The sequence below is a fragment of the Enterococcus sp. AMC1623 genome (assembly GCF_058216495.1).
Genome location: NZ_CM177096.1, coordinates 3,145,898 through 3,166,042 on the forward strand (window position 1 = coordinate 3,145,898; position 20,145 = coordinate 3,166,042).

15 protein-coding genes are annotated in these 20,145 nt (G+C 35.5%); 13 read left to right on the forward strand and 2 right to left on the reverse strand.

The annotated features are described in order from the left end of the window. The first annotated feature begins 16 nt into the window (after positions 1 to 16). The 11 genes from AC4BC7_RS15470 (at position 17) to pepF (ending at position 16,260) form a co-directional block, all read left to right on the forward strand. On the forward strand, positions 17 to 637 hold the full coding sequence (locus AC4BC7_RS15470) for a lysophospholipid acyltransferase family protein (protein ID WP_207942122.1): 621 nt from the start codon (positions 17 to 19) through the stop codon (positions 635 to 637). A gap of 103 nt (positions 638 to 740) precedes the next feature. Further along, positions 741 to 1,865, forward strand: a complete 1,125-nt coding sequence (locus AC4BC7_RS15475) for an exonuclease SbcCD subunit D C-terminal domain-containing protein (RefSeq protein ID WP_207942123.1) — start codon at positions 741 to 743, stop codon at positions 1,863 to 1,865. A gap of 1 nt (position 1,866) precedes the next feature. Continuing rightward, positions 1,867 to 4,959 carry an AAA family ATPase gene (locus tag AC4BC7_RS15480; protein ID WP_490503327.1) on the forward strand — a complete coding sequence of 1,031 codons (3,093 nt, stop codon included), beginning with the start codon at positions 1,867 to 1,869 and terminating at the stop codon, positions 4,957 to 4,959. An 18-nt stretch (positions 4,960 to 4,977) separates the two neighbouring features. After that, the gene (locus tag AC4BC7_RS15485; RefSeq protein WP_490503328.1) at positions 4,978 to 8,145 is read left to right on the forward strand and encodes a DEAD/DEAH box helicase; all 3,168 of its coding nucleotides are present in this window, start codon (positions 4,978 to 4,980) and stop codon (positions 8,143 to 8,145) included. A 147-nt stretch (positions 8,146 to 8,292) separates the two neighbouring features. Further along, entirely contained in the window at positions 8,293 to 8,991 is a 699-nt protein-coding gene (locus AC4BC7_RS15490; protein ID WP_490503329.1) for a TIGR00266 family protein, read from the forward strand. Positions 8,992 to 9,070: 79 nt separating this feature from the next. Continuing rightward, the gene (locus AC4BC7_RS15495; RefSeq protein WP_490503330.1) at positions 9,071 to 9,547 is read left to right on the forward strand and encodes an SRPBCC family protein; all 477 of its coding nucleotides are present in this window, start codon (positions 9,071 to 9,073) and stop codon (positions 9,545 to 9,547) included. A 121-nt stretch (positions 9,548 to 9,668) separates the two neighbouring features. After that, complete coding sequence (locus tag AC4BC7_RS15500; protein WP_490503331.1) at positions 9,669 to 11,384, forward strand: ABC transporter ATP-binding protein; 1,716 nt, start codon at positions 9,669 to 9,671, stop codon at positions 11,382 to 11,384. A gap of 607 nt (positions 11,385 to 11,991) precedes the next feature. After that, complete coding sequence (gene spxA, locus AC4BC7_RS15505) at positions 11,992 to 12,390, forward strand: transcriptional regulator SpxA (protein ID WP_016174349.1); 399 nt, start codon at positions 11,992 to 11,994, stop codon at positions 12,388 to 12,390. Between the two features lie 154 nt (positions 12,391 to 12,544). Beyond that, positions 12,545 to 13,258 (forward strand): adaptor protein MecA, encoded by a 714-nt coding sequence (locus AC4BC7_RS15510; protein WP_207942129.1) that lies wholly within the window; start codon positions 12,545 to 12,547, stop codon positions 13,256 to 13,258. Positions 13,259 to 13,403: 145 nt separating this feature from the next. After that, entirely contained in the window at positions 13,404 to 14,357 is a 954-nt protein-coding gene (locus tag AC4BC7_RS15515) for a competence protein CoiA (protein ID WP_490503332.1), read from the forward strand. A gap of 82 nt (positions 14,358 to 14,439) precedes the next feature. Then, the gene (gene pepF, locus AC4BC7_RS15520; protein ID WP_207942131.1) at positions 14,440 to 16,260 is read left to right on the forward strand and encodes an oligoendopeptidase F; all 1,821 of its coding nucleotides are present in this window, start codon (positions 14,440 to 14,442) and stop codon (positions 16,258 to 16,260) included. A 53-nt stretch (positions 16,261 to 16,313) separates the two neighbouring features. Here pepF and AC4BC7_RS15525 read toward each other — a convergent pair whose 3' ends face one another. Beyond that, positions 16,314 to 16,955 carry a bifunctional 4-hydroxy-2-oxoglutarate aldolase/2-dehydro-3-deoxy-phosphogluconate aldolase gene (locus AC4BC7_RS15525; RefSeq protein ID WP_207942132.1) on the reverse strand — a complete coding sequence of 214 codons (642 nt, stop codon included), beginning with the start codon at positions 16,953 to 16,955 and terminating at the stop codon, positions 16,314 to 16,316. Between the two features lie 23 nt (positions 16,956 to 16,978). Then, positions 16,979 to 17,860, reverse strand: a complete 882-nt coding sequence (locus tag AC4BC7_RS15530; protein WP_207942133.1) for a MurR/RpiR family transcriptional regulator — start codon at positions 17,858 to 17,860, stop codon at positions 16,979 to 16,981. A gap of 325 nt (positions 17,861 to 18,185) precedes the next feature. Between AC4BC7_RS15530 and AC4BC7_RS15535 the strand changes: the two genes are divergently transcribed. Together AC4BC7_RS15535 and AC4BC7_RS15540 are read left to right on the forward strand one after the other, a co-directional pair. Then, positions 18,186 to 19,292, forward strand: coding sequence for an iron-containing alcohol dehydrogenase family protein (locus tag AC4BC7_RS15535; RefSeq protein WP_490503333.1), 1,107 nt, complete (start codon positions 18,186 to 18,188; stop codon positions 19,290 to 19,292). A gap of 22 nt (positions 19,293 to 19,314) precedes the next feature. Continuing rightward, positions 19,315 to 20,139: a PTS mannose/fructose/sorbose/N-acetylgalactosamine transporter subunit IIC gene (locus AC4BC7_RS15540; protein ID WP_207942135.1), complete on the forward strand. Its 825-nt coding sequence runs from the start codon at positions 19,315 to 19,317 to the stop codon at positions 20,137 to 20,139. Positions 20,140 to 20,145 lie beyond the last annotated feature (6 nt).

Here is a 20,145-nt window from a genome sequence, read left to right on the forward strand (position 1 = left end):
TGAAAGGAACGAGCGTATGTTTTTTACATTTATGCGTGGCGTTATACGCGTCATTTTATTTGTAGTAAATGGGAATGCTCACTACGAGCAAAGAAAATTACTACCTAACGATGAGAATTATATTTTAGTTGCACCACACCGTACATGGTGGGATCCTTTGTATTTAGCAATTGCAGCCCGACCGAAAAAATTTGCTTTTATGGCAAAAGAAGAGTTGTTCAAAAATCCGGTTTTACGATTTATTTTGGTGAAATCCAATGCATTTCCTGTGAAACGTGACAAACCAGGACCGAGTGCCATTAAAACACCTGTCAAAATTTTGAAAGATACGGATTTGAGTTTAATTATGTTTCCAAGTGGAACGAGACATTCAACTGCTTTAAAAGGTGGTATGGCAGTCATTGCTAAGATGGCTAAAGTTCGTGTCGTCCCTTCTGTTTATCAAGGACCACTGACATTAAAAGATTTATTTAAACGTAAAAGGGTGACTGTTCGCTTTGGTGAGCCAATTGATTTAAGTGATATTAAAAAGATGAATGACGAAGGATTAGCAGAAGTAGAACGCCGGATTCAAGACGCGTTTGATCAGTTAGATAAAGAAGTTAATCCAGATTTTCATTATGAACCAAATAAATAGGCCAAAAGGTATCTTAGCAAAAGCTAAGATGCCTTTTTTCTTTAGAGACAAAGAGCAGAAAGTGTTATAATAATGAGAAGAACATTTTTAAGAGGTGAAATGCGTGCGATTTTTACATACAGCCGATTGGCATATTGGGAAAAAACTTCATGGATACGATTTATTAGCCGATCAACGAGATAGCATTGACAAAATTATACGCTTAGCACAAGAAGAAGCCGTAGATGCGATTGTTATTGCGGGTGATTTGTACGATCGCTCTGTTCCTAGTGTCGAAGCTGTGGAACTGTTAAATCAAAAATTGATTGAAATAAATCTTGAGAAAAAAATTCCGGTGTTAGCTATTTCAGGCAATCATGATTCAAGTGGACGCTTAGCGACGGGATCACCGTGGTTTAAAGAAACTGATTTTTATTTGCATACGCAATTGAGCGAAGCGTTTCATCCTATTGAAATGGCAGACACCCAATTTTTCCTTTTGCCTTACTTCGAACCGATTGCAGCTCGCTTATATTTTGACGATGAACGTTTAACGACGATTCAAGCTGCCATGAAACGAGTAATTACTGAAATGGAGACATTGTTTGACACTACGAAGAAACAGGTATTAGTAACTCATTTTTTCATTGCGGGTGGTTTACGAACGGATTCAGAAACGCCGATTGAAGTGGGTGGATTAAACAGTGTGCCGTATGAATTATTAGAAAAATTTGATTATGTTGCTTTAGGGCATTTACATTCTAAAAACGCATTGACAAAAGGTAACGTGCGGTATAGTGGTTCACCATTAAAATTTTCTTTATCAGAAATCAATGATGAAAAAGGTGTTTGGATTATCGATACAGATGAACTGATTCCTGCGTTTCATGCACTACCACCTTTACGTGATATCCAATCGATCGAGGCCTCGTTTGATGAATTATTACAACCGGCCTTTTATCAACAGTTAAATCGAGAACAGTTTTGGCAAATTTCCTTAACTGATCGGGCCGTGATTCCAAATATGATGAATCAATTACGCGAAGTTTATCCATATATTTTAAGTGTGGAACGATTGAATGGTCGCGAAACGTCACAGCCATTTCTTGAACGACAACGTGAACAAAATCCTCAACAAGTTATCACGACTTTTTTTGAAGAAATAACGGGTGAGACCCTAACTGAAAAACAATCCAAGTGGTTATCAGAAGGGTTACAAACAGCATTAGATACAGAAAAGAGGGACTAACATGCAGCCGAGAACATTAACAATGAAAAATTTTGGTCCATTCATTCATGAATCAGTGGACTTTGGCGATTTTCAGGAAGCAGGTCTCTTTTTAATTAGTGGGAAAACCGGTGCAGGAAAAACCACCATTTTTGACGGTATGACGTTTGCTTTGTTTGGTGAAACTTCTGGACAGCTACGTTCAGGAAAAGAAATGCGTTCGATGTTTGCAACACCAGAAGAAGAAACATCGGTGACTTTTTGTTTTGAGCATCAAGGATTTTTTTATGAAATTGAGCGTTCTCCAGAACAAGAAGTTCAGAAGAAACGTGGCGATGGAACAAAAAAACAAACCGCTAAAGTGCGTCTAACGATTTATGACGGTCAAATGCAAGAACAAAAGCAATATACGAAACGTACCGAAGTTGATCAGTTTATCAAAGATTTATTGAATGTGGATGCCAAACAATTTTTCCAAATTATTTTGTTACCACAAGGCGAATTTCGTAACTTTTTAATTGCTTCTAGTAGTGAAAAAGAAAAATTACTGCGCAATCTATTTGGTACTGAGCTGTATCAGCGCTTAAATGAATGGTTCCGACAAAAACAAAAAAATATGGACCAATCATTGAGCAAAAAATACCATCAAATGGAAGCTTTATTGCCACGGTTCCAATGGCTGGAGGAAGAAAAAACGTTTGTTTCTGTGCAAGAAACATTAAGTGATTGGCAAGAAATTATTGAGCAACTAGTAAATCGCCAAAAGCAATTAAAGGTAGACTTTGAACGCGCAAAAGACACGAAAAAGCAAGCCGAAACAGCTTTATATACTGGAAAAGAACAATCAAAATTATGCCTGGAACAAGCGGAGTTAACTGAAAAATATGCAGTTCTTGAGGCACGAACAGCCGAAATCGCAACGATACAAACAACCGTTGACCGCTTATCTTGGGTTGAAAAACATCTAAATCTCTTGCACAACTTAGACGAATGTCGCAAAGAACATGCGACAATTGATACCTTGTTGCTAGAGTTAACGCAATTAGTAAGTAAAAATAAACACGCCCAGACCGATTGGGAAGCCGAAAAAACAACTATGAATCAGTTGCAAGAACAAGTAACGAGGCAACAAAAGGAGCAACAACGACTTGAAAATTTAGTGCCTTTAGCAAAAAAAGTTCAAGAATTACAAGAAAAAGAGGTTGCACAAAAGCAAGTTTTAGCTGAGCTTCAAAAGCAAGTTGCCGATTATCAAGATCAACAAATTGCCCTTGAAGCAGCCCGTATTTCAACACTTTCAGAAGAAAAAGAAGTGTTGCAAATAAAGGAACTGCAGCTCGTTCAATTGACAGCTAAAGTCGAACGCTGGCAAGAGGAACAACAGCAATTAGCCACCGTTCAACAGCAGCTTCAAACAAATGAACAAACAATGCACACTACTATAGAAAAAATAAACAGACTTGATGAAGATGTTACAGAACTTCGTGAGTTGTTTAAACAACAGCAGAGTGAATATGCCAAGCTACAAATTGCCCGTTTGCAGTTATTGCTAGTTGATGGAGAACCGTGTCCCGTTTGCGGTTCAACAACGCATGTGCACAAGGAACAAACGGTATCTGAAGACGAACTTGCAACAAGTGAACGCTTAGTTGAAGAAACGACTCAAGTATTACGAGCAAAAGAAGAGGCGTACCAGACTGTTCGTTATCAGCAACAAACCTTGCAGGAAAAACAACATGAGCTGATGATGCAAAAAACAACGCTCAACAATAATTGTAGGAGACTGCATCAAGAAATGGTGAAGCTCTTAAATGAGGAATTTGATCATCCAAGTGAACGCGTGCAACTTTTCCAAGAAACGGTGACGCAAGCACAAGCACGATTGGAACAAAAAATGAATGAGCAACAAGTAATTGAGGAAGAATTGAGTCAAGTGACCGCGAAGTATCAGACAGTCAATCAAGAATTCCAAAAACTTGAACACGTTGTACAACCTATTTCTTTAGAAATTCAAACGTTGCAACAACAATTGGACTATCAGACACAAGCTGAATTGATAGCTGAAATCACTGAACTGCAACAACAAATAAATACTAATCAGCAGCGCTTGGAAAAGTATCAGGTGCAAGGCGAAGAATTAACGACGGAATTTATTAGCTTACATGAGCGTCAGCAACAACAAACACAGCAATTACAAATGCTTGCTGAAAAAAAATACGAACAAGAAAAAAAATTGCAACAAGCACTAAATGACAGTGTTTTTGATTCAGAAGAAGCGATGCGCCTAGCCTACGAAGAGATTGCGATTTTACCAAGCCTGCAAGAAAAATTAACATCGTATCATCAAGAAGTAACGGTGATTAAAAGACGTTTACAGGATTTAGAGCGTCTGATTGTTGATAAACAACCAGATGTGACTTATTTGCAAGAACAATATGATTTAGCCGAACAGGAAATGACCGCATTACAAACTCAAATTATCCAGCAAGAGGAAACGCTCCAAAGCAATCGTCAGTTGTTACAAGAATTACAAACATTGTCCTTGCAATCATCCGAACAAGTAGCAGAAATGAGTCAATTGCAACAACTTTCGCAAACGTTAAATGGGGACAATCCTGAAAAAATTAGTATTGAACGATATGTGTTACAATCATTCTTAGCAGAGATTTTAGCAGTTGCTAATCAACGACTCAGTAAATTAACAAGAGGCCGTTATCAATTTTTATTAGCAAACAAAAAGGGGAGTTATCGAAGTTCTACAGGATTAGAAATTAATATCTATGATGATAATGCTGGTATGAGCCGACGTGCGCATACGTTATCAGGAGGCGAAAGTTTTATTGCTGCTTTAGCTTTAGCTTTGTCGTTAGCCGATGTTATTCAAAATCGTGCCGGTGGTATTGCCATCGAAGCACTTTTTATCGATGAAGGATTTGGTTCATTGGATGAAGAATCACTAGAAATGGCGATGGAAGCTTTAGAAATTATTGAAAATGAAGGACGAATGATTGGAATTATCAGTCACGTCAGAGAATTAAAAGATCGTATTCAACAACAATTAATTGTCCAAACAAATGGAAGCGGTCAAAGCCATATTAAGAGTCAAGTGGTGTAGTGGGGAGGAATAAATGATATGAAATGGAGTATTCCAGAAAAAATCATCGAAAAAGCAAGAACCTATCTGAACGATGGGCGGGTGTTATCGGTAACTCCTGATCCAGAAAATCAAGTATGGCATGCAGAAGTTTTAGGGAGTGAATTGTATCGAATTGACCTTGATACTAGTGCAAAAGAAGAAGACTATTGTCAGTGTCCTTATTGGGAAGAACATCATTATTGCAAACATACAGTAGCTGTTGAACTTTATTTGCGTAAAGAAGGAAAAACGCGCATGATTCCCAAAAGTGAGATTCAAAAAGTCGAAACTTTTTCGCCATCTGTCATGTTTTCGAATGGTTTTCATCGTTTAGCGAATGAATCAGAAAGAAAGGCGATACCACTTGCAATTGAATGCCAATTAGATAGTTTGCCAACCAATCCATATCGCTATGAATTAGATGTTTTAGGTATTTCATTAAAAATTGGAGAACGCAATGGTCGCAGCTACGTCATTAAGAACATTTATAAATTTTTACAAGTATATGATGAAGAAAAATTGTATGTAGCAAATAAGCAAAATAGTTTTTCCCTTGCTCATCAGGCTTTTGACGAGGCAACCAATTCATTTTTAATGCGTCTTTCTCATTTGGCGCAAACTCAACAATTAATGGGTCAAGCTGGAATTCAAGTGAAAGGCAAATTAGATAAGAAATATCTCTTGTTGCCTGTCGAATCAGCGCGCGAAGTGGTTGAGCAGATGATACAATTTCCATTTTTATTACAAACTGAAAATGAGAAATTACGTACCTTACATTTTACTGATGAGGAACAACCGTTGCGATTTTCATTGGCACGCGTAGCAGAACAATTTGAGCTACGGATTGAACAGAATTTCGACCTTGTTTATAAATATTATGGTTGGGGCATTGTGAATGAACAAGTGTATGCGTTAAGTGTAAAAGATTTCGATATTTATTTAACGATGGAACAATTACTAAAACGCTTAGAAAAACCAGTCATCGCTTATCCGAAGCACGAATTATCGATTCTATTTAAACAAGTGTTGCCACTCTTACGCAGAATTGGCGAAGTTCACATCTCAGAAGAAGTATATAATTATATCAGTGATGAGAAATTACATGTAGTTTTCTACTTGAAAAAACGCCAAGGAAATATTGATATGCGGGCAGACTATGTCTATGGGGATGTCGTTTATTCTACCGACGAATCCCATCAACTCGTTCTTGAAAATCATGCCGAAGTTTTACGTGATTATAAACAAGAGCAACGAATTGAATTGCTAGCGAAAAGTTTGGATTTCTCACGAACAGAAACAGGTTGGCAAAAGCCTTTACCAGAAGGCGAAGCGCTCTATCGTTTCTTTACCCGTGAATTGTCATTTTTACGTCAATTAGGTGACATTCGCATGGGTAAAAAATTGCGCGAACGTTATTTAGATGGACGTAAGTTTCAGCCACAGATTGAAGTGAGAGAAGCTGGTTCTTGGTTGGATGTGAGTTTTGACATCTCAGGAATTGCTCAAAATGAAATTGATGAAGTATTACAAAGTTTGTTGCGTAATGACCAATTTTATACTATGGAAAATGGGCAAATTTTAGCCTTAGATTCAGAAGAGTTCCAAGAAACGAGTCGAATTTTAGCGCAATTACGCGAAAATATCCAAACGGAAAAAGGAATTGCCAAAATTCCTTTAAATCAAGGATTACAAATTCAACAACAGTTAGCAGATCATGCGAATTTCAGTGAAGGTTTTGACAAAATGGTGACGGATTTGACGCATCCAGAAGCTTATAATACGGAGTTGCCTCAGCATTTACAAGCCGAACTTCGTGAATATCAAGTTGCTGGTTTTCGTTGGTTAAAAATGTTAAGTCACTACCAGTTTGGTGGTATTTTAGCCGATGAAATGGGCTTAGGGAAAACGTTACAAACGATTAGTTATTTGCTGTCAGAAAAAGAAGAGCATCAGACGATTCAAGTGCTAATTGTGGCACCTGCGAGTTTAACTTATAACTGGCATCAAGAAATCAAAAAATTTGCACCTACCTTGCGAGCAATTGTCGTTAGCGGAAATAAAGACGAACGTGAACAAATTATGAATCAACAAGCAGATGTCTGGATTACATCTTACGCCAGTTTACGCCAAGATATTGATAGTTATCGTGAACGTGAAATCGGTTATTTAATTTTAGATGAAGCTCAAATGGTGAAAAATAGTAGCACGAAAACCGCCCAAGCCTTACGTTCATTAAAAGTGGATCATCGTTTTGCGTTGAGTGGGACACCAATTGAAAACAATTTAGAAGAATTATGGGCATTGTTCCAAATGATTATGCCAGGCTTTTTCCCAAGTAAACAGCGCTATCGAGAATTATCGACAGAACAAATTGCGGGAATGATTCAACCGTTTATTTTACGTCGAGATAAGCGCACGGTATTAAAAGACTTGCCAGAAAAAATTGAAACCAACTATTACAGTGCATTAACCGAAGAACAAAAAACGGTTTATTTGGCTTACTTGCGTCAAATGCGCGAAGAGATTTCAAGTATGGATTCAGCAACCTTTAAGAAAAATCGAATTAGCATTCTTGCAGGATTAACTCGTCTGCGTCAAATCTGTTGTGATCCGAAATTATTTATTGAAGACTATGCAGGTGGTTCAGGAAAACTGGAACAGGTAAAAGATTTGATTCAAGCTGCAAAAGAAAATAATCGTCGGGTTTTATTGTTCTCACAATTTACAAGCATGCTGTCAATTATTGAAGAAGAATTAAACGAATTAGGGTTAGAGACCTTTTATTTGCGAGGAAGTACACCACCTAAAGAACGAATTGAAATGGTGGATGCGTTCAATGCAGGGGAAAAAGACGTTTTCTTGATTTCTTTAAAAGCTGGTGGTACAGGCTTGAACTTGACCGGTGCCGATACGGTCATCTTGTATGACTTGTGGTGGAACCCAGCAGTAGAAGAACAAGCTGCCGGACGTGCCCATCGTATTGGACAAAAACGGGTTGTTGAAGTTTGGCGAATGATTGCGGAAGGAACAATTGAAGAACGAATGAATTCTTTACAACAAGAAAAACGTGAATTGTTCCAACGAGTGATTCAAGGCAATGAAACACAACTCCAACAAATGACCGAAGACGACATTCGTTTAATTTTAAGTGTCGGCGAGGAATAGAAAAAAACACCAAAATGACAAGGTTCGTTTTGGTGTTTTTTTGTTTTTTTCGTGATAAGAAATACCCTTCTGTATAGCCATTTTTCACGTATCTTAATATTATCTGCTATAATAAAAAAGTAGCAACATAATTAAGGAGGCGTTACAATGAACTTTGAATTAACAGGCGGTACAGCCTATCCAATGGCTGTCATTCAGATGGAGCGTGGCGATATTATTAATATTGAACGAGGAGCAATGGCCTATTCGCGGAATGTTGAAATCAAAGGTAGAATGAATAGCAACAATCGTTCTGGTTTGGGTGGATTGATGTCTGCGATTGGTCGTTCGATTACTTCAGGAGAATCAATGTTTATCACTGAAGCAACTGCAACTGGAAACGGAGCGGAACTTGCTGTGGCACCGAGTAATATCGGAAAAATTGAAAAACTAACCATTGGCGTGACACAATATCGTTTGAATACAGGTGCCTATTTAGCTTCTGATTCATCTGTTCATTACAATATGGTACGCCAAGATGTGGGCAAAGCAATTTTTGCGGGAACAGGCGGTTTATTCGTTATGGAAACATCTGGGACAGGTGATTTATTAATTTCAAGTTTTGGCGATATAGTAGAATTAACGGTTGAACCTGGCAAGCCGTTGACTGTAGACAATGAACATGTCTTAGCTTGGTCTGCTGATTTGGATTATAACATTCGTATCGCTTCTGGAATGTTTGGTTTTACTTCAGGAGAAGGAATTGTAAATGAATTTAACGGTTCAGGAACTGTTTACGTACAAACACGCAATGTTCGTAACCTAGCTGAATCTTTACAAAACTATTTATCAACTGGTGGAAAATAATTCAGTGATAATGTGATTTATCAGTTGGATGTAACTCATAACTAACGCGCGTTGCTTTTTTTAGAAAAGGGGCAAACAAATGAATGAACAATTAAAAATCGTCGATGAGACACTTTATGTGGATTTTTGGTTAGAGATTGAGGCAGATAAAGAAAGTGTATGGGCTTTTTTAACGACCGATGAACGATTGTCCTTATGGTTTACTGAAATTCAAATAGGTGAACTGTCTGAAACGGGGTATCTGAAATTTATCTTGCCCAATGAAACCTTAACGATGCCAATTATTGCATTTGAGTCAGGTAAAAAATTAGCCTTCCAATGGGCGAGTGGCGAAGTCTGTTTTGAGATAAATGAAGAACAAGGAACCCTTTTAAAATTTAGTGAAAAGTTACCACCAGAATTTCCAGCATGGCATCGTGACATTGCGGGGTGGTCTTTAGTTCTTCCTCAGTTGAAAAGTGCTATTGAAGGCAACCCATTGCCATTTCCTAAGGAGCAACATCCTCTGGCAGAAGAAAAGTATCGCCAAAAAATTGCACAATTACGTCTTACTTAAATCAGTGTTTGGAAAGATTTCATTAAAAAATCTTTCCAAACACTTGTTTTTTTTGAGTTTGTCTTTTTGCTTTTATTCAGTGGTTTCTCTATAATTGATTTTATGTGAAAGGAGGAATTACATGTTAAAAAGATTTTTTAGTTATTACCGACCGTATAAGTCGTTATTTTTATTGGATTTTTGTTGCGCTGTTTTGGCGGGATTATTAGAGTTAGCTTTTCCAGTGGCAGTAAATCAAGTGATTGATAAAATCATGCCACAAAATAATTTTCGTTATGTCATTTGGGCGTGTGTAGGTCTCTTGCTTTTTTATATTGTCAATACGATTTTGCAATACATCGTTGTTTATTATGGGCACAAACTCGGTGTTAATATAGAAACAGATATGCGTCGAGAATTATTTGGTCATCTGCAAAAGCAATCATTTGAGTATTATGATAACCAAAAAACTGGGAAGGTCATCAGTCGGCTAACGACCGATTTGTTTGAAATTTCTGAAGTAGCCCATCATGGTCCAGAAGATGTTTTTATCACAATAATGACGTTAGTAGGATCATTTATTTTAATGATGCAAATGCATGTAGGCTTAGCACTTGCGACATTTGCTTTAATTCCATTAATTACGATTGCTTTGGTGTTCTTTAATAAAAAGATGACTCAAGTCAATACAGATATTTATGATAATTTGGGTGAATTTAATTCAGGCGTTGAAGCCGCAGTTAGTGGTATTCGCGTGACGCAATCATTTGCTAAAGAAGATTATGAAGCAGCACGTTTCAATGGACTAAGTGAATTATATCGTCGGTCAAAAATTGTGTTTTATAAAGTAATGGGGATTAGTTCTGCCTACAATTATTTAATGATTCGTTTGATTAATTTATTTGCTTTAATTTTTGGTGCTTATTATACGATTCAAGGTGAATTAACAAATGGTCAATTTGTTGGCTTTATCTTATTATCCAATGTGTTTGTACGTCCAATTGAAAAAGTAAATATTATGATTGAAAGCTATCCTAAAGGAATTGCTGGTTTCAAACGGTTAACTGAAGAGCTAGATAAAGAACCTTTGATTAAAGACAAACCAGGGGCGCAACCTGTGGGGCATCTAATCGGAGATATTTCGTATAAAAATGTTTCGTTTGCATATGCTGATGATACAAAAGTATTGGAAAATATTTCATTAGATATCCAAGCAGGAGAGACGGTGGCGTTTGTTGGTCAAAGTGGTTCAGGAAAAACCACTTTATGTAATTTATTGCCACGTTTTTATGATGTAACGGGTGGTCAAATTACGATTGATGGCATTGACATCCAAGATATGACGTTGACTTCTTTACGCCACCAAATCGGTACGGTTCAACAAGATGTTTTCTTGTTCCCAGGAACAATTCGTGAAAATATCGCTTATGGCGATTTAGATGCGACAGAAGAAGACATTTTACGAGCGGTGAAATTGGCGCATTTAGAAGGAGTCGTTGCTCAAATGAGTCAAGGATTGGATACGGTAATTGGAGAGCGTGGAGTAAAATTATCAGGTGGACAACGTCAACGTGTGGCGATTGCTCGTATGTTCTTAAAGAATCCGCCAATCTTAATTTTAGATGAAGCAACTTCTGCCTTAGATACTGAAACGGAACAAGTGATTCAAGAATCATTAAATTCTTTAGCAGAAGGTCGCACGACTTTGATCATTGCTCACCGTTTAGCAACCATTAAACATGCGACAAGAATTATTGTAATGAGTGAAGATGGTATCCTTGAAGAAGGAACACATGAGCAATTAATGGCGAAAAATGGTCATTATCGTAAGCTTTACAATGCGCAATTTCATAATTAATAACAAAACAGAGGTGCGATAATTCACAAAATATAGTGAATTTCGCATTTTTTTTATTTTTTATTTTTTTCACATTTTATGAAAAAATACAAATCAAATACTTATAAAAATTTTTTTAAAAAAGCTCGAAAATTTAGATTTTCAGAAAAAAAGTAACACAAGAAAAAGTAATGAAATGTTTTTTGTCAACCTTTATTCTTTAAATGAATAAAAAAAATTTTTTAGAAAATTATAGAACCATAATTGTCAAATACCTTGTGTATGTTGTCTTGAAGAGGACTTATTTTTAATAAGAAAGTGGGATTTTTGAATAGAAATTAGATAGAAATTGTTGTTTAATTTTGTAATTAATAATTAAATTATATAACAGTTTTTTCTGTCTGTTGCATAATAATAAAAAAATTAGAAAAAATATTAAAATTATTCGAAAATGGAAAAAACCTTGATAAAATGCGGATAATCACAAGGTTTATTTCTATTAAATAACATTTTTTTTGTTTGCAAACTTGCGAAAAACACTAGTAATTATCAATGGGGTACGTTATAATGAAAACAGAAGTGAAACAAATGAGTCTTCTGTTTTTAATTTAAAAAGGAGTGATGCACGTTGTTGACACTATATACTTCCCCAAGTTGTACCTCATGTCGAAAAGCTCGTGCTTGGTTACAAGAGCACGAAATTCCTTTCGTTGAGCGAAATATTTTCTCTGAACCATTGAACATTTCAGAATTAAAATCAATTCTGCAAATGACTGAAGATGGTACGGAAGAGATTATTTCGACACGTTCAAAGGTTTTTCAAAAGTTGAATATGGATCTTGATGAATTGCCACTAAAAGAATTATTAACTCTTGTCCAAGAAAACCCAGGTTTGTTACGTCGTCCAATTATGATTGACGAAAAACGATTACAAGTTGGTTTTAACGAAGATGAAATTCGTCGTTTCTTACCACGTGATGTTCGTCAATTAGAATTAAGACAAGCGCAACTAATGGCAGGATTATAGAAGTCAATAAGACAAAAATCATATTATGGTTTTTGTCTTATTTTTTTTGTTTAAGAATGCTTGTGTCTTTTGACTTTGTAATGTTTTTCTCTTTACATTTCTAGCCCATCCGTTACAATGGACATATATGAAGGATAAGTGAGGTGTAGCTAATATGGAAATGGAACATATTAATGAGAACACAATACGTGTCTTAATCAAAAGCGAAGATTTAGCTGCTAGAGGAATCACTTTTTTAGACTTACTGGGAAATCACAAGGAAATCGAAAATTTCTTTTATAGTATCTTAGAAGAAGTAGACGTGAATGATGAATTCAAAGGAAGCGAAGCAGTGACATTTCAAGTTTTGCCTAAAGGCGATGGTCTAGAATTGTTTATTAGTAAAAATGCTTCTCTTGAAAACATGGATCCTTATGAGGTATATGGAGATTATTATTCACCAGAAGAGATCACAGACTGGTTAAAAAATGAAGATCCAGAGTCTTATGAAGGATTTTCTCAAGAAGAAATGATGGATTGGTTCAAAAACCAATTACCTGCTAAAAAAGAAAAAAATGAAACAGAATCCGTACCCGTTACTCGTGAATTAGTATTTGAAGTGGGTTCTTTTGAAGCAATGATTCAATTAGCTACAGAAATAGAATTAGAAGATGTTGTAACCAATCTTTATCTAATGAATGGCATGTATTATCTAGATGTCTTTTTCTTAGAAGATAGCTTAACGGATAAACAAATTGAAAATCATACAGCGCTTCTTTCTGAATTTGCACGAAAAAGCACAGTGACTCCTGACTATTTAGTCGAACATGGAGAAACAATCATGGAGATGGATGCTATAGGAATGACGAAACGTTATTTTCTTAATTAATAAAAAGTGGTAGCTAGAAACGAAATTGTTTCTAGCTACCACTTTTTTGATTAAGGTTAACTTTTTAAACTAATGGTAATTGATTATCAGACAAGAAAAAATTTTCTTGTCTTTTTTCGTAGTTAATATTGAAGAGGTGAAACGTATGTTAATTGCTGAAACGAAAGCGGGTGTTAAACTATTTGCTAATGATTTAAACAAACGACCCACAGAACTCTTAATCTGTCCTGGATGTAAAGAACCGGTTATTTTTAAAAAAGGACGTATCAAATTACCACATTTTGCGCATAAGCCACATACGCAATGCTTTAGTTTTAGCGAAGGCGAAACAGCAGAACATTTAATGAATAAATCATTTTTCCATCAATGGAGTGGTGGGCAACTCGAAGCATATTTGCCTCAACTTAAACAACGTCCAGATATTTTAGTCCATTCGTTAGCGATTGAAATCCAATGCTCGCCACTTTCTTTTGAACGTTATACTGAACGCACAAAGAATTACCAAAAACATGGGTATCAACCGTGGTGGTTACTTGGTAACAAACTTTTACCACAACAGCGATGGGGGCAGTTACAGAAAGCATTTTGTTCGTATTCTCCAGAAAAAGGCATTCATCTTTGGGGAATAAAAGCACAGCAAAAAGAAATTTGGTTAGTGTATGCCATTAGAAATCATTTTCGCTTAGGTTTTGTTTATCGAATAAAAAAATGGTGCTTTAGAGAAGAACCATTGGAAGCTCTCTTGTTATACACAGATCAGCAATTAACTTCTTTAAAATGGAATTTTACTGAATATCGGTATCATATCCAACGAAAATTGTTTTTAGATAATGCTAAAATTCATGAGTTACAACAAAAAATATATTTGCTTGGCGGGAATATTCAGACGTTGCCGGGGTGGTGTTATCAAGTGAGTGATTTTTATTTTTTCTTTGACGATCGACTATTGTTTTTACGTTATTGTTTTACGAAGGCCGCTAATTTTGACGAGTGGTTGCAACTTTTAAAGTATTTAGAGTTTACTTGGCAGTATCCATTAATATTACAAAAAGAAATCTTAATTTTGGTTTATCAAGAGTGTCAGCGACTTGCTAAATAACGGTGTATGTCGAAACAGTTTCCTTATGGCAGATAAGAAAAAATATGATACACTGGTCTTATTTAAGAGGAGGGAAACATATATGTCAGAAACAAAACAATTGCCGACACGTGAAGAAGTCGCAGAAGCATCAACATGGGACTTAACGAAAATTTTTGTGGATGATTCAGCTTTTGAAGTTGCGTTTAAAGAACTACAAGAAGAATTAACACATGCTTCGTCTTATAAGGGAACCTTAAAGAACGGTGGTGCCGCTTTTTTAGCAGCATTAGAATATGTTCTGGATGTATCTCGTAAATTAGAAAAATTGTATGTTTACAGCCATTTAAAAAATGATCAAGATACTGCCAATACGACCTATCAAGCCTTGTATGCCCGAGCAAGTAGTTTGTTAGCTCAAACCAGTGAAGCTATCTCTTGGTTAGAACCAGAATTATTAACTTTAAGTGACGACGTTATTTGGGGATATTTTGAAGAAGAACCAAACTTAGCGATTTACCGTCATTTTGTTAAGCAAACTGTTGATAATCGGGCGCATGTTTTACCAGCAGAACAAGAGGCTTTATTAGCAGCAGCAGGTGAAATCTTTGGTTCGCCAAGTAATACGTTCTCTGTTTTAAACAATGCTGACTTAGTTTTTCCAACGATTGAAGGTGAAGATGGTGAAAAAATTCAATTATCACATGGCATTTATGGTCAATTATTAGAAAGTACCGACCGACGTGTACGTGAAGACGCCTTTAAAGGATTGTATAGTGTGTATGAACAATTTCGTAATACATTTGCTTCAACACTCAGTGCAAATATCAAAGCACATAACTATAAAGCGAAAGTACGTAAATTTCAATCAGCACGTGAAGCGGCATTAAGTAGTAACCATATTCCAGAGAGTGTGTATGATACATTAGTATCCGTAGTCAATCAAAATTTACCATTGTTGCATCGTTACATGGCATTGCGCAAACGTTTGTTAAACGTAGATGAATTACACATGTACGATGTTTACACACCGTTATTGGGTGAGGCACCAATTAGCTATACGTATGAACAAGCAGTTGAAAAAGCTGTTCAAGCTTTAGAACCAATGGGTGAAGAATATTTAGCGATTGTTAAAGAAGCCTTTACTAATCGATGGATTGATGTGGTAGAAAATAAAGGCAAACGTAGTGGTGCTTATTCTTCAGGTGCGTATGATACCTTACCATATATTTTAATGAATTGGCATGATACGTTAGATCAATTATTTACGCTAGTTCATGAAATGGGCCATAGTGTACACAGTTACTTTACTCGTAATAATCAACCGTATGTATATGGAGATTATTCTATTTTCTTAGCAGAAATTGCATCAACAACAAATGAAAATATCTTAACAGAACATTTATTAGAAACAGAAACTGACCCTCGAGTGCGTGCTTATGTTCTCAACCATTATTTAGATGGCTTTAAAGGAACGGTTTTCCGTCAAACACAATTTGCGGAATTTGAACACTTTATGCATGTGGAAGATGCTAAAGGAACGCCATTAACGAGTGAGTTTTTAAGTGAGAGCTATGGTGATCTAAATAAAAAATACTATGGAAATGCTTTAGAAATGGACCCTGAAATTCGTTTAGAATGGTCACGCATTCCACATTTTTATTATAATTATTATGTATTCCAATATTCAACAGGCTTTTCAGCAGCTTCTGCTTTAGCAGGAAAAATTCTTTCTGAAGGTCCTGAAGCATTGGAAAACTATTTGAATTATTTAAAAGCCGGTAGTAGTGATTATCCAATTGAAGTAATGAAAAAAGCTGGCGTAGACATGACAAAAGCAGACTATCTTGAAGATGCGATGAAGATGTTCGAAAAACGTTTAAACGAATTAGAAGCATTAGTTGAAGAACTAGAACAGAACTAAGTTTAGTTTATAAAAAAGAGGAGTGGAAGAATTTTTCCACTCTTTTTTTGTCCTTATTTTTTATTTTGATTGCGAATTTTAATAAGCGTAGCTAACTTCTGGTCGGCAGTTTTACCATTATCTTTCATGATGCGTTTTTCCGATAGAATAAAAGAACCACCTACAGCTAATATTTCTGGAGTTGAAAGAAAATTGCGACAATTCCCTTGATTGATTCCTCCAGTGGGAACAAATTTCATATCGTAAAATGGACCGCTTAATGATTGAATTGATTTTAAACCACCGTACATATCAGCAGGAAAAAATTTTACAACATTTAAGCCATAGGAGGCAGCACGCATAATTTCGCTAGGAGTAACAGCTCCAGGAATAATAGGAATATTTTTTTCTACACAATAAGCGACAATTTCGTCGCTAAAACCAGGAGTAACAATGAACGATGCGCCACTATCAATGGCTTCTTTTAAAGTTTCTAAGTTACGAACGGTACCTGCACCAACGATTAAGGAAGAATCTTTTGCTAATTCTGTAATGGCTTGACTAGCTAAGGAACTGCGATACGTAATTTCAATAAAGTGGAGTTGATGTTTTAGTAAAAGCTCTTTAGCAAGGGGCAAATGTTTTTCGGAAGTAGCTGTGTAGAGAGGTAAAAATTTTTCCTCTGCTAACTGTTCCAACAAATTGAATGTTTCCATAGAGAGTTCTCCTTTTTTTAATATTATAAGATGTAATCGCTTTCTGTTTTCGATGTAGATAAAATTGAACGTATTTTACTCATGGAAGTTTGAGCAACTTTGTCGTCTTGATACATTAAATTAACATAGATAATATCCATTACAGTGAGATAAAGGATACGTGAAGACAAAGATTCTGTTCGGAATTTGGATTCCTCAGAATAAATAGTAAAAGATTCATCTGACAAACGAACTAAATCAGAGTAGGGATTACCTGTTAAAACGATTAGCTTAGCCTGACTCTTTGAAACTTCTTGAGCAAAATTGAGTGTTTCGACAGATTGACCAGAGTGAGAGAAAAGAAATACAACATCATCTTCTTTTAATTTGGTTGCATTCATCAATTGTAAATGATAATCAAAAGTGAAGTCACAACGATATTTGGTTCGTAAAAATTTTTGATAGCTATCGTATGCAATCACAGAAGAACCACCAATACCAAAGAAATGAATATAATTACATTTTTGAATCATCGTAAGTACATTATCCAGTTTTTCTTTTGACATAGAATTGATTAAATAATTCATGGATTTAATATTTGAATTCAATACTTTTGTGGCTACTTCGTCACTTGTATCTTGTGGCGTAATATCCGTATATGCTGTCAATACAGAATCAGAATCTGAACTCTTAGAATGAACCGCCAAAGAAATTTTAAAATCTTGAAAACCATCAAATCCTAATTTTTTTACAAATTTGAAAATAGTTGTTTGTGATACACCAATCTCATCAGATAAATGAGTAATTGTTTTTTTTATTAATTCATTGGAATTTTGGCGAAAGTAATCAGCTACTTTTTTTTCAGTATCACTATAAAATCGATACTCTTGGGAAATTTTATTCATTAAATAAGTATTATCCTTCATAATTGTACACCCTTTCATGTTTTTATAAAAATATTTTATCACACTATTCTTAAAAAATAAATTTTATTTTTGTAAGCCTTTACAAAAAATATTTTTTATGATATTTTGAATTTATAGTGAAACACAGAAAGGAGTTAAATAAAAAAGTTAAGAGGGTTTCATTATTCTTTATATAGTGATAGATGTTTCTCAAAGATTTAGTTGGAATAAAATTGGGCAAATAGTCATTTGTTGCAAATCATTCATAAGTGATAGAAATTATCTATCTTTTTTTAATGTATTTGCAGTAACTACTTTTCATTATTTTTAAAGAGGTGATAAAAAAGTGCTAAATGATTTAAAAGTAAAACCAGGTCCTCAGTTCTACAAATATTCTAAAGGAGCTATTGATGAGTTTGTTCCAAAAATATTGGATGAATTTAGAGGAAAGCGAATTTTAGTTGTACATGGAACAGAATCTTGGAAGAAAGCCAAACCGTTTATGAATTTTCTCTCAAACAAAAAATATCAATTTATTTATCATCAATATACGGGAGAATGCAGTTATTATGGCACGGATTTAATTTCTAAGATTGTCGATAAAGAGCAGATAGAGTTCATTATTGGTGTTGGTGGAGGGAAATTGGTCGATTTAGTGGAGTATGCAGCACATGTCAACAATTTACCAAGTGGTGTTATTCCAACCTTAGCCAGCAATTGTGCACCGTGGACACCATTGTCTGTTATGTATAAAGAATCTGGAGAAGCAGAAGGGACAACAGAGCATTATTTGCGCCAAGCGACATTTCTGATTACAGATCCCTATTTGGTTATTGACGCGCCTATTAATTATTTTGTAGCAGGTTTAGCAGACACTATTGCAAAATGGTATGAATCAGATTTGATTGTAAGTCAACCAGAACTCTTGAATTATCCATTTTTACAATTAGCTAGATACACATCGATGATTAGTAAAGAAGCAATTCTAGGAAATAGTCAAAAAGCAATTGAAGACATGAAACAAGGAATTGTTTCAGAAGAATTTGTTAATCTATCGGAAATCATTTTCGCTGTAGCAGGTTTAGTAGGTGGTTTAGGGGACAAATATGCACGTAATGCAGCTGCTCATGCGATTCATGATGCTATTTCAAAATACTTACCAGCTAGTCATCACTATTTACATGGGGAAAAAGTAGCGTATGGTATTCTTTATCAATTGGCATTAGAAGAACGGTGGATTTTAATTGATGAGTTATTGCCTTTTTATAAGATGCTCAATTTACCAAAATCTTTAGCAGATATGAAATTGGTACCGCTAACAAAAGAAGAAACAAATAAGATTGTCACTTTTATAAATAGTAAGGAAAAAGTACATTTAATACCGACTGAAGTTAATGAAGAAAGAGTGAAACAAGCGATTTTTAATTTAGAAAACTATATTGCTACTAAATAATTATTATTAAGGAGGAATTATTTTGGAAACATTAACAGTCTTACAGAGTTTGCTGATTGCATTATGGGTTGCAGCCGTTATGTCTAGATGGCTTGGTGGTGGGGCAACGCTCACCTTACGTTTCTCACCATTAATGACTGGTTTGGTTGTAGGGATCGTATTAGGCGATGTAAAACAAGCGATGATTGTAACAGCTGCTATTCAGTTAATTTATATGGGGGTATTCTCACCAGGTGGATCGATGCCATCAGAACCATCAATTGCAACGGCAATTGCAGTGCCAGTCGCTTTATTAGGCAATTTAGCACCTGAAGCTGCGATTTCCGTTGCTGTACCCGTAGGTTTGTTAGGTAGTTATTTATATCAATTTAGATTCTTTATCAATACTTTCTTAGGTAAACACATTGATACTGCCGTTGAAAAATTAGATGATGGAGCAATGAGACGTTCAATCATTTGGTATCCAACTATCGCGTCATTTATGCTATTTGTTCCATTAGTGTTTGTTGCTCTTTATTTAGGTGCTCCCGTTATTGCGAATGTGATTGCAGCGTTAGAAGGAACAGTTATTATTCATATTCTTGAAGTTGTAGGTGGCGGTTTAGCGGCTATAGGTATTGCAACTACCATTTATGTTATTGGAAGAAAAGATTATTTGATTTTCTTCTTCTTAGCTTATTTTGCAAGTGTGATTTTCAAACCACTAGAAATCACAATGGTAACTTATGCTATTTTAGGAGCTTTAATTGCTGCAGCATTTGTATTAGCAAAAGGCTCTAATACTACGCCAAGTGCAGCATCTTCTAGTGGCAATGTAGATTTTGATGATGATGACGATGATTTTTAATTGAAC

Bases quoted from the DNA above. Each gene is read 5' to 3' on its own strand.
- AC4BC7_RS15525 (WP_207942132.1), bottom strand. From the start codon at position 16,955: ATGGAAACATTCAATTTGTTGGAACAGTTAGCAGAGGAAAAATTTTTA.
- AC4BC7_RS15495 (WP_490503330.1), top strand. From the start codon at position 9,071: ATGAATGAACAATTAAAAATCGTCGATGAGACACTTTATGTGGATTTT.
- AC4BC7_RS15485 (WP_490503328.1), top strand. From the start codon at position 4,978: ATGAAATGGAGTATTCCAGAAAAAATCATCGAAAAAGCAAGAACCTAT.
- AC4BC7_RS15500 (WP_490503331.1), top strand. From the start codon at position 9,669: ATGTTAAAAAGATTTTTTAGTTATTACCGACCGTATAAGTCGTTATTT.
- AC4BC7_RS15470 (WP_207942122.1), top strand. From the start codon at position 17: ATGTTTTTTACATTTATGCGTGGCGTTATACGCGTCATTTTATTTGTA.
- pepF (WP_207942131.1), top strand. From the start codon at position 14,440: ATGTCAGAAACAAAACAATTGCCGACACGTGAAGAAGTCGCAGAAGCA.
- AC4BC7_RS15515 (WP_490503332.1), top strand. From the start codon at position 13,404: ATGTTAATTGCTGAAACGAAAGCGGGTGTTAAACTATTTGCTAATGAT.
- AC4BC7_RS15530 (WP_207942133.1), bottom strand. From the start codon at position 17,860: ATGAAGGATAATACTTATTTAATGAATAAAATTTCCCAAGAGTATCGA.
- AC4BC7_RS15490 (WP_490503329.1), top strand. From the start codon at position 8,293: ATGAACTTTGAATTAACAGGCGGTACAGCCTATCCAATGGCTGTCATT.
- AC4BC7_RS15480 (WP_490503327.1), top strand. From the start codon at position 1,867: ATGCAGCCGAGAACATTAACAATGAAAAATTTTGGTCCATTCATTCAT.
- AC4BC7_RS15510 (WP_207942129.1), top strand. From the start codon at position 12,545: ATGGAAATGGAACATATTAATGAGAACACAATACGTGTCTTAATCAAA.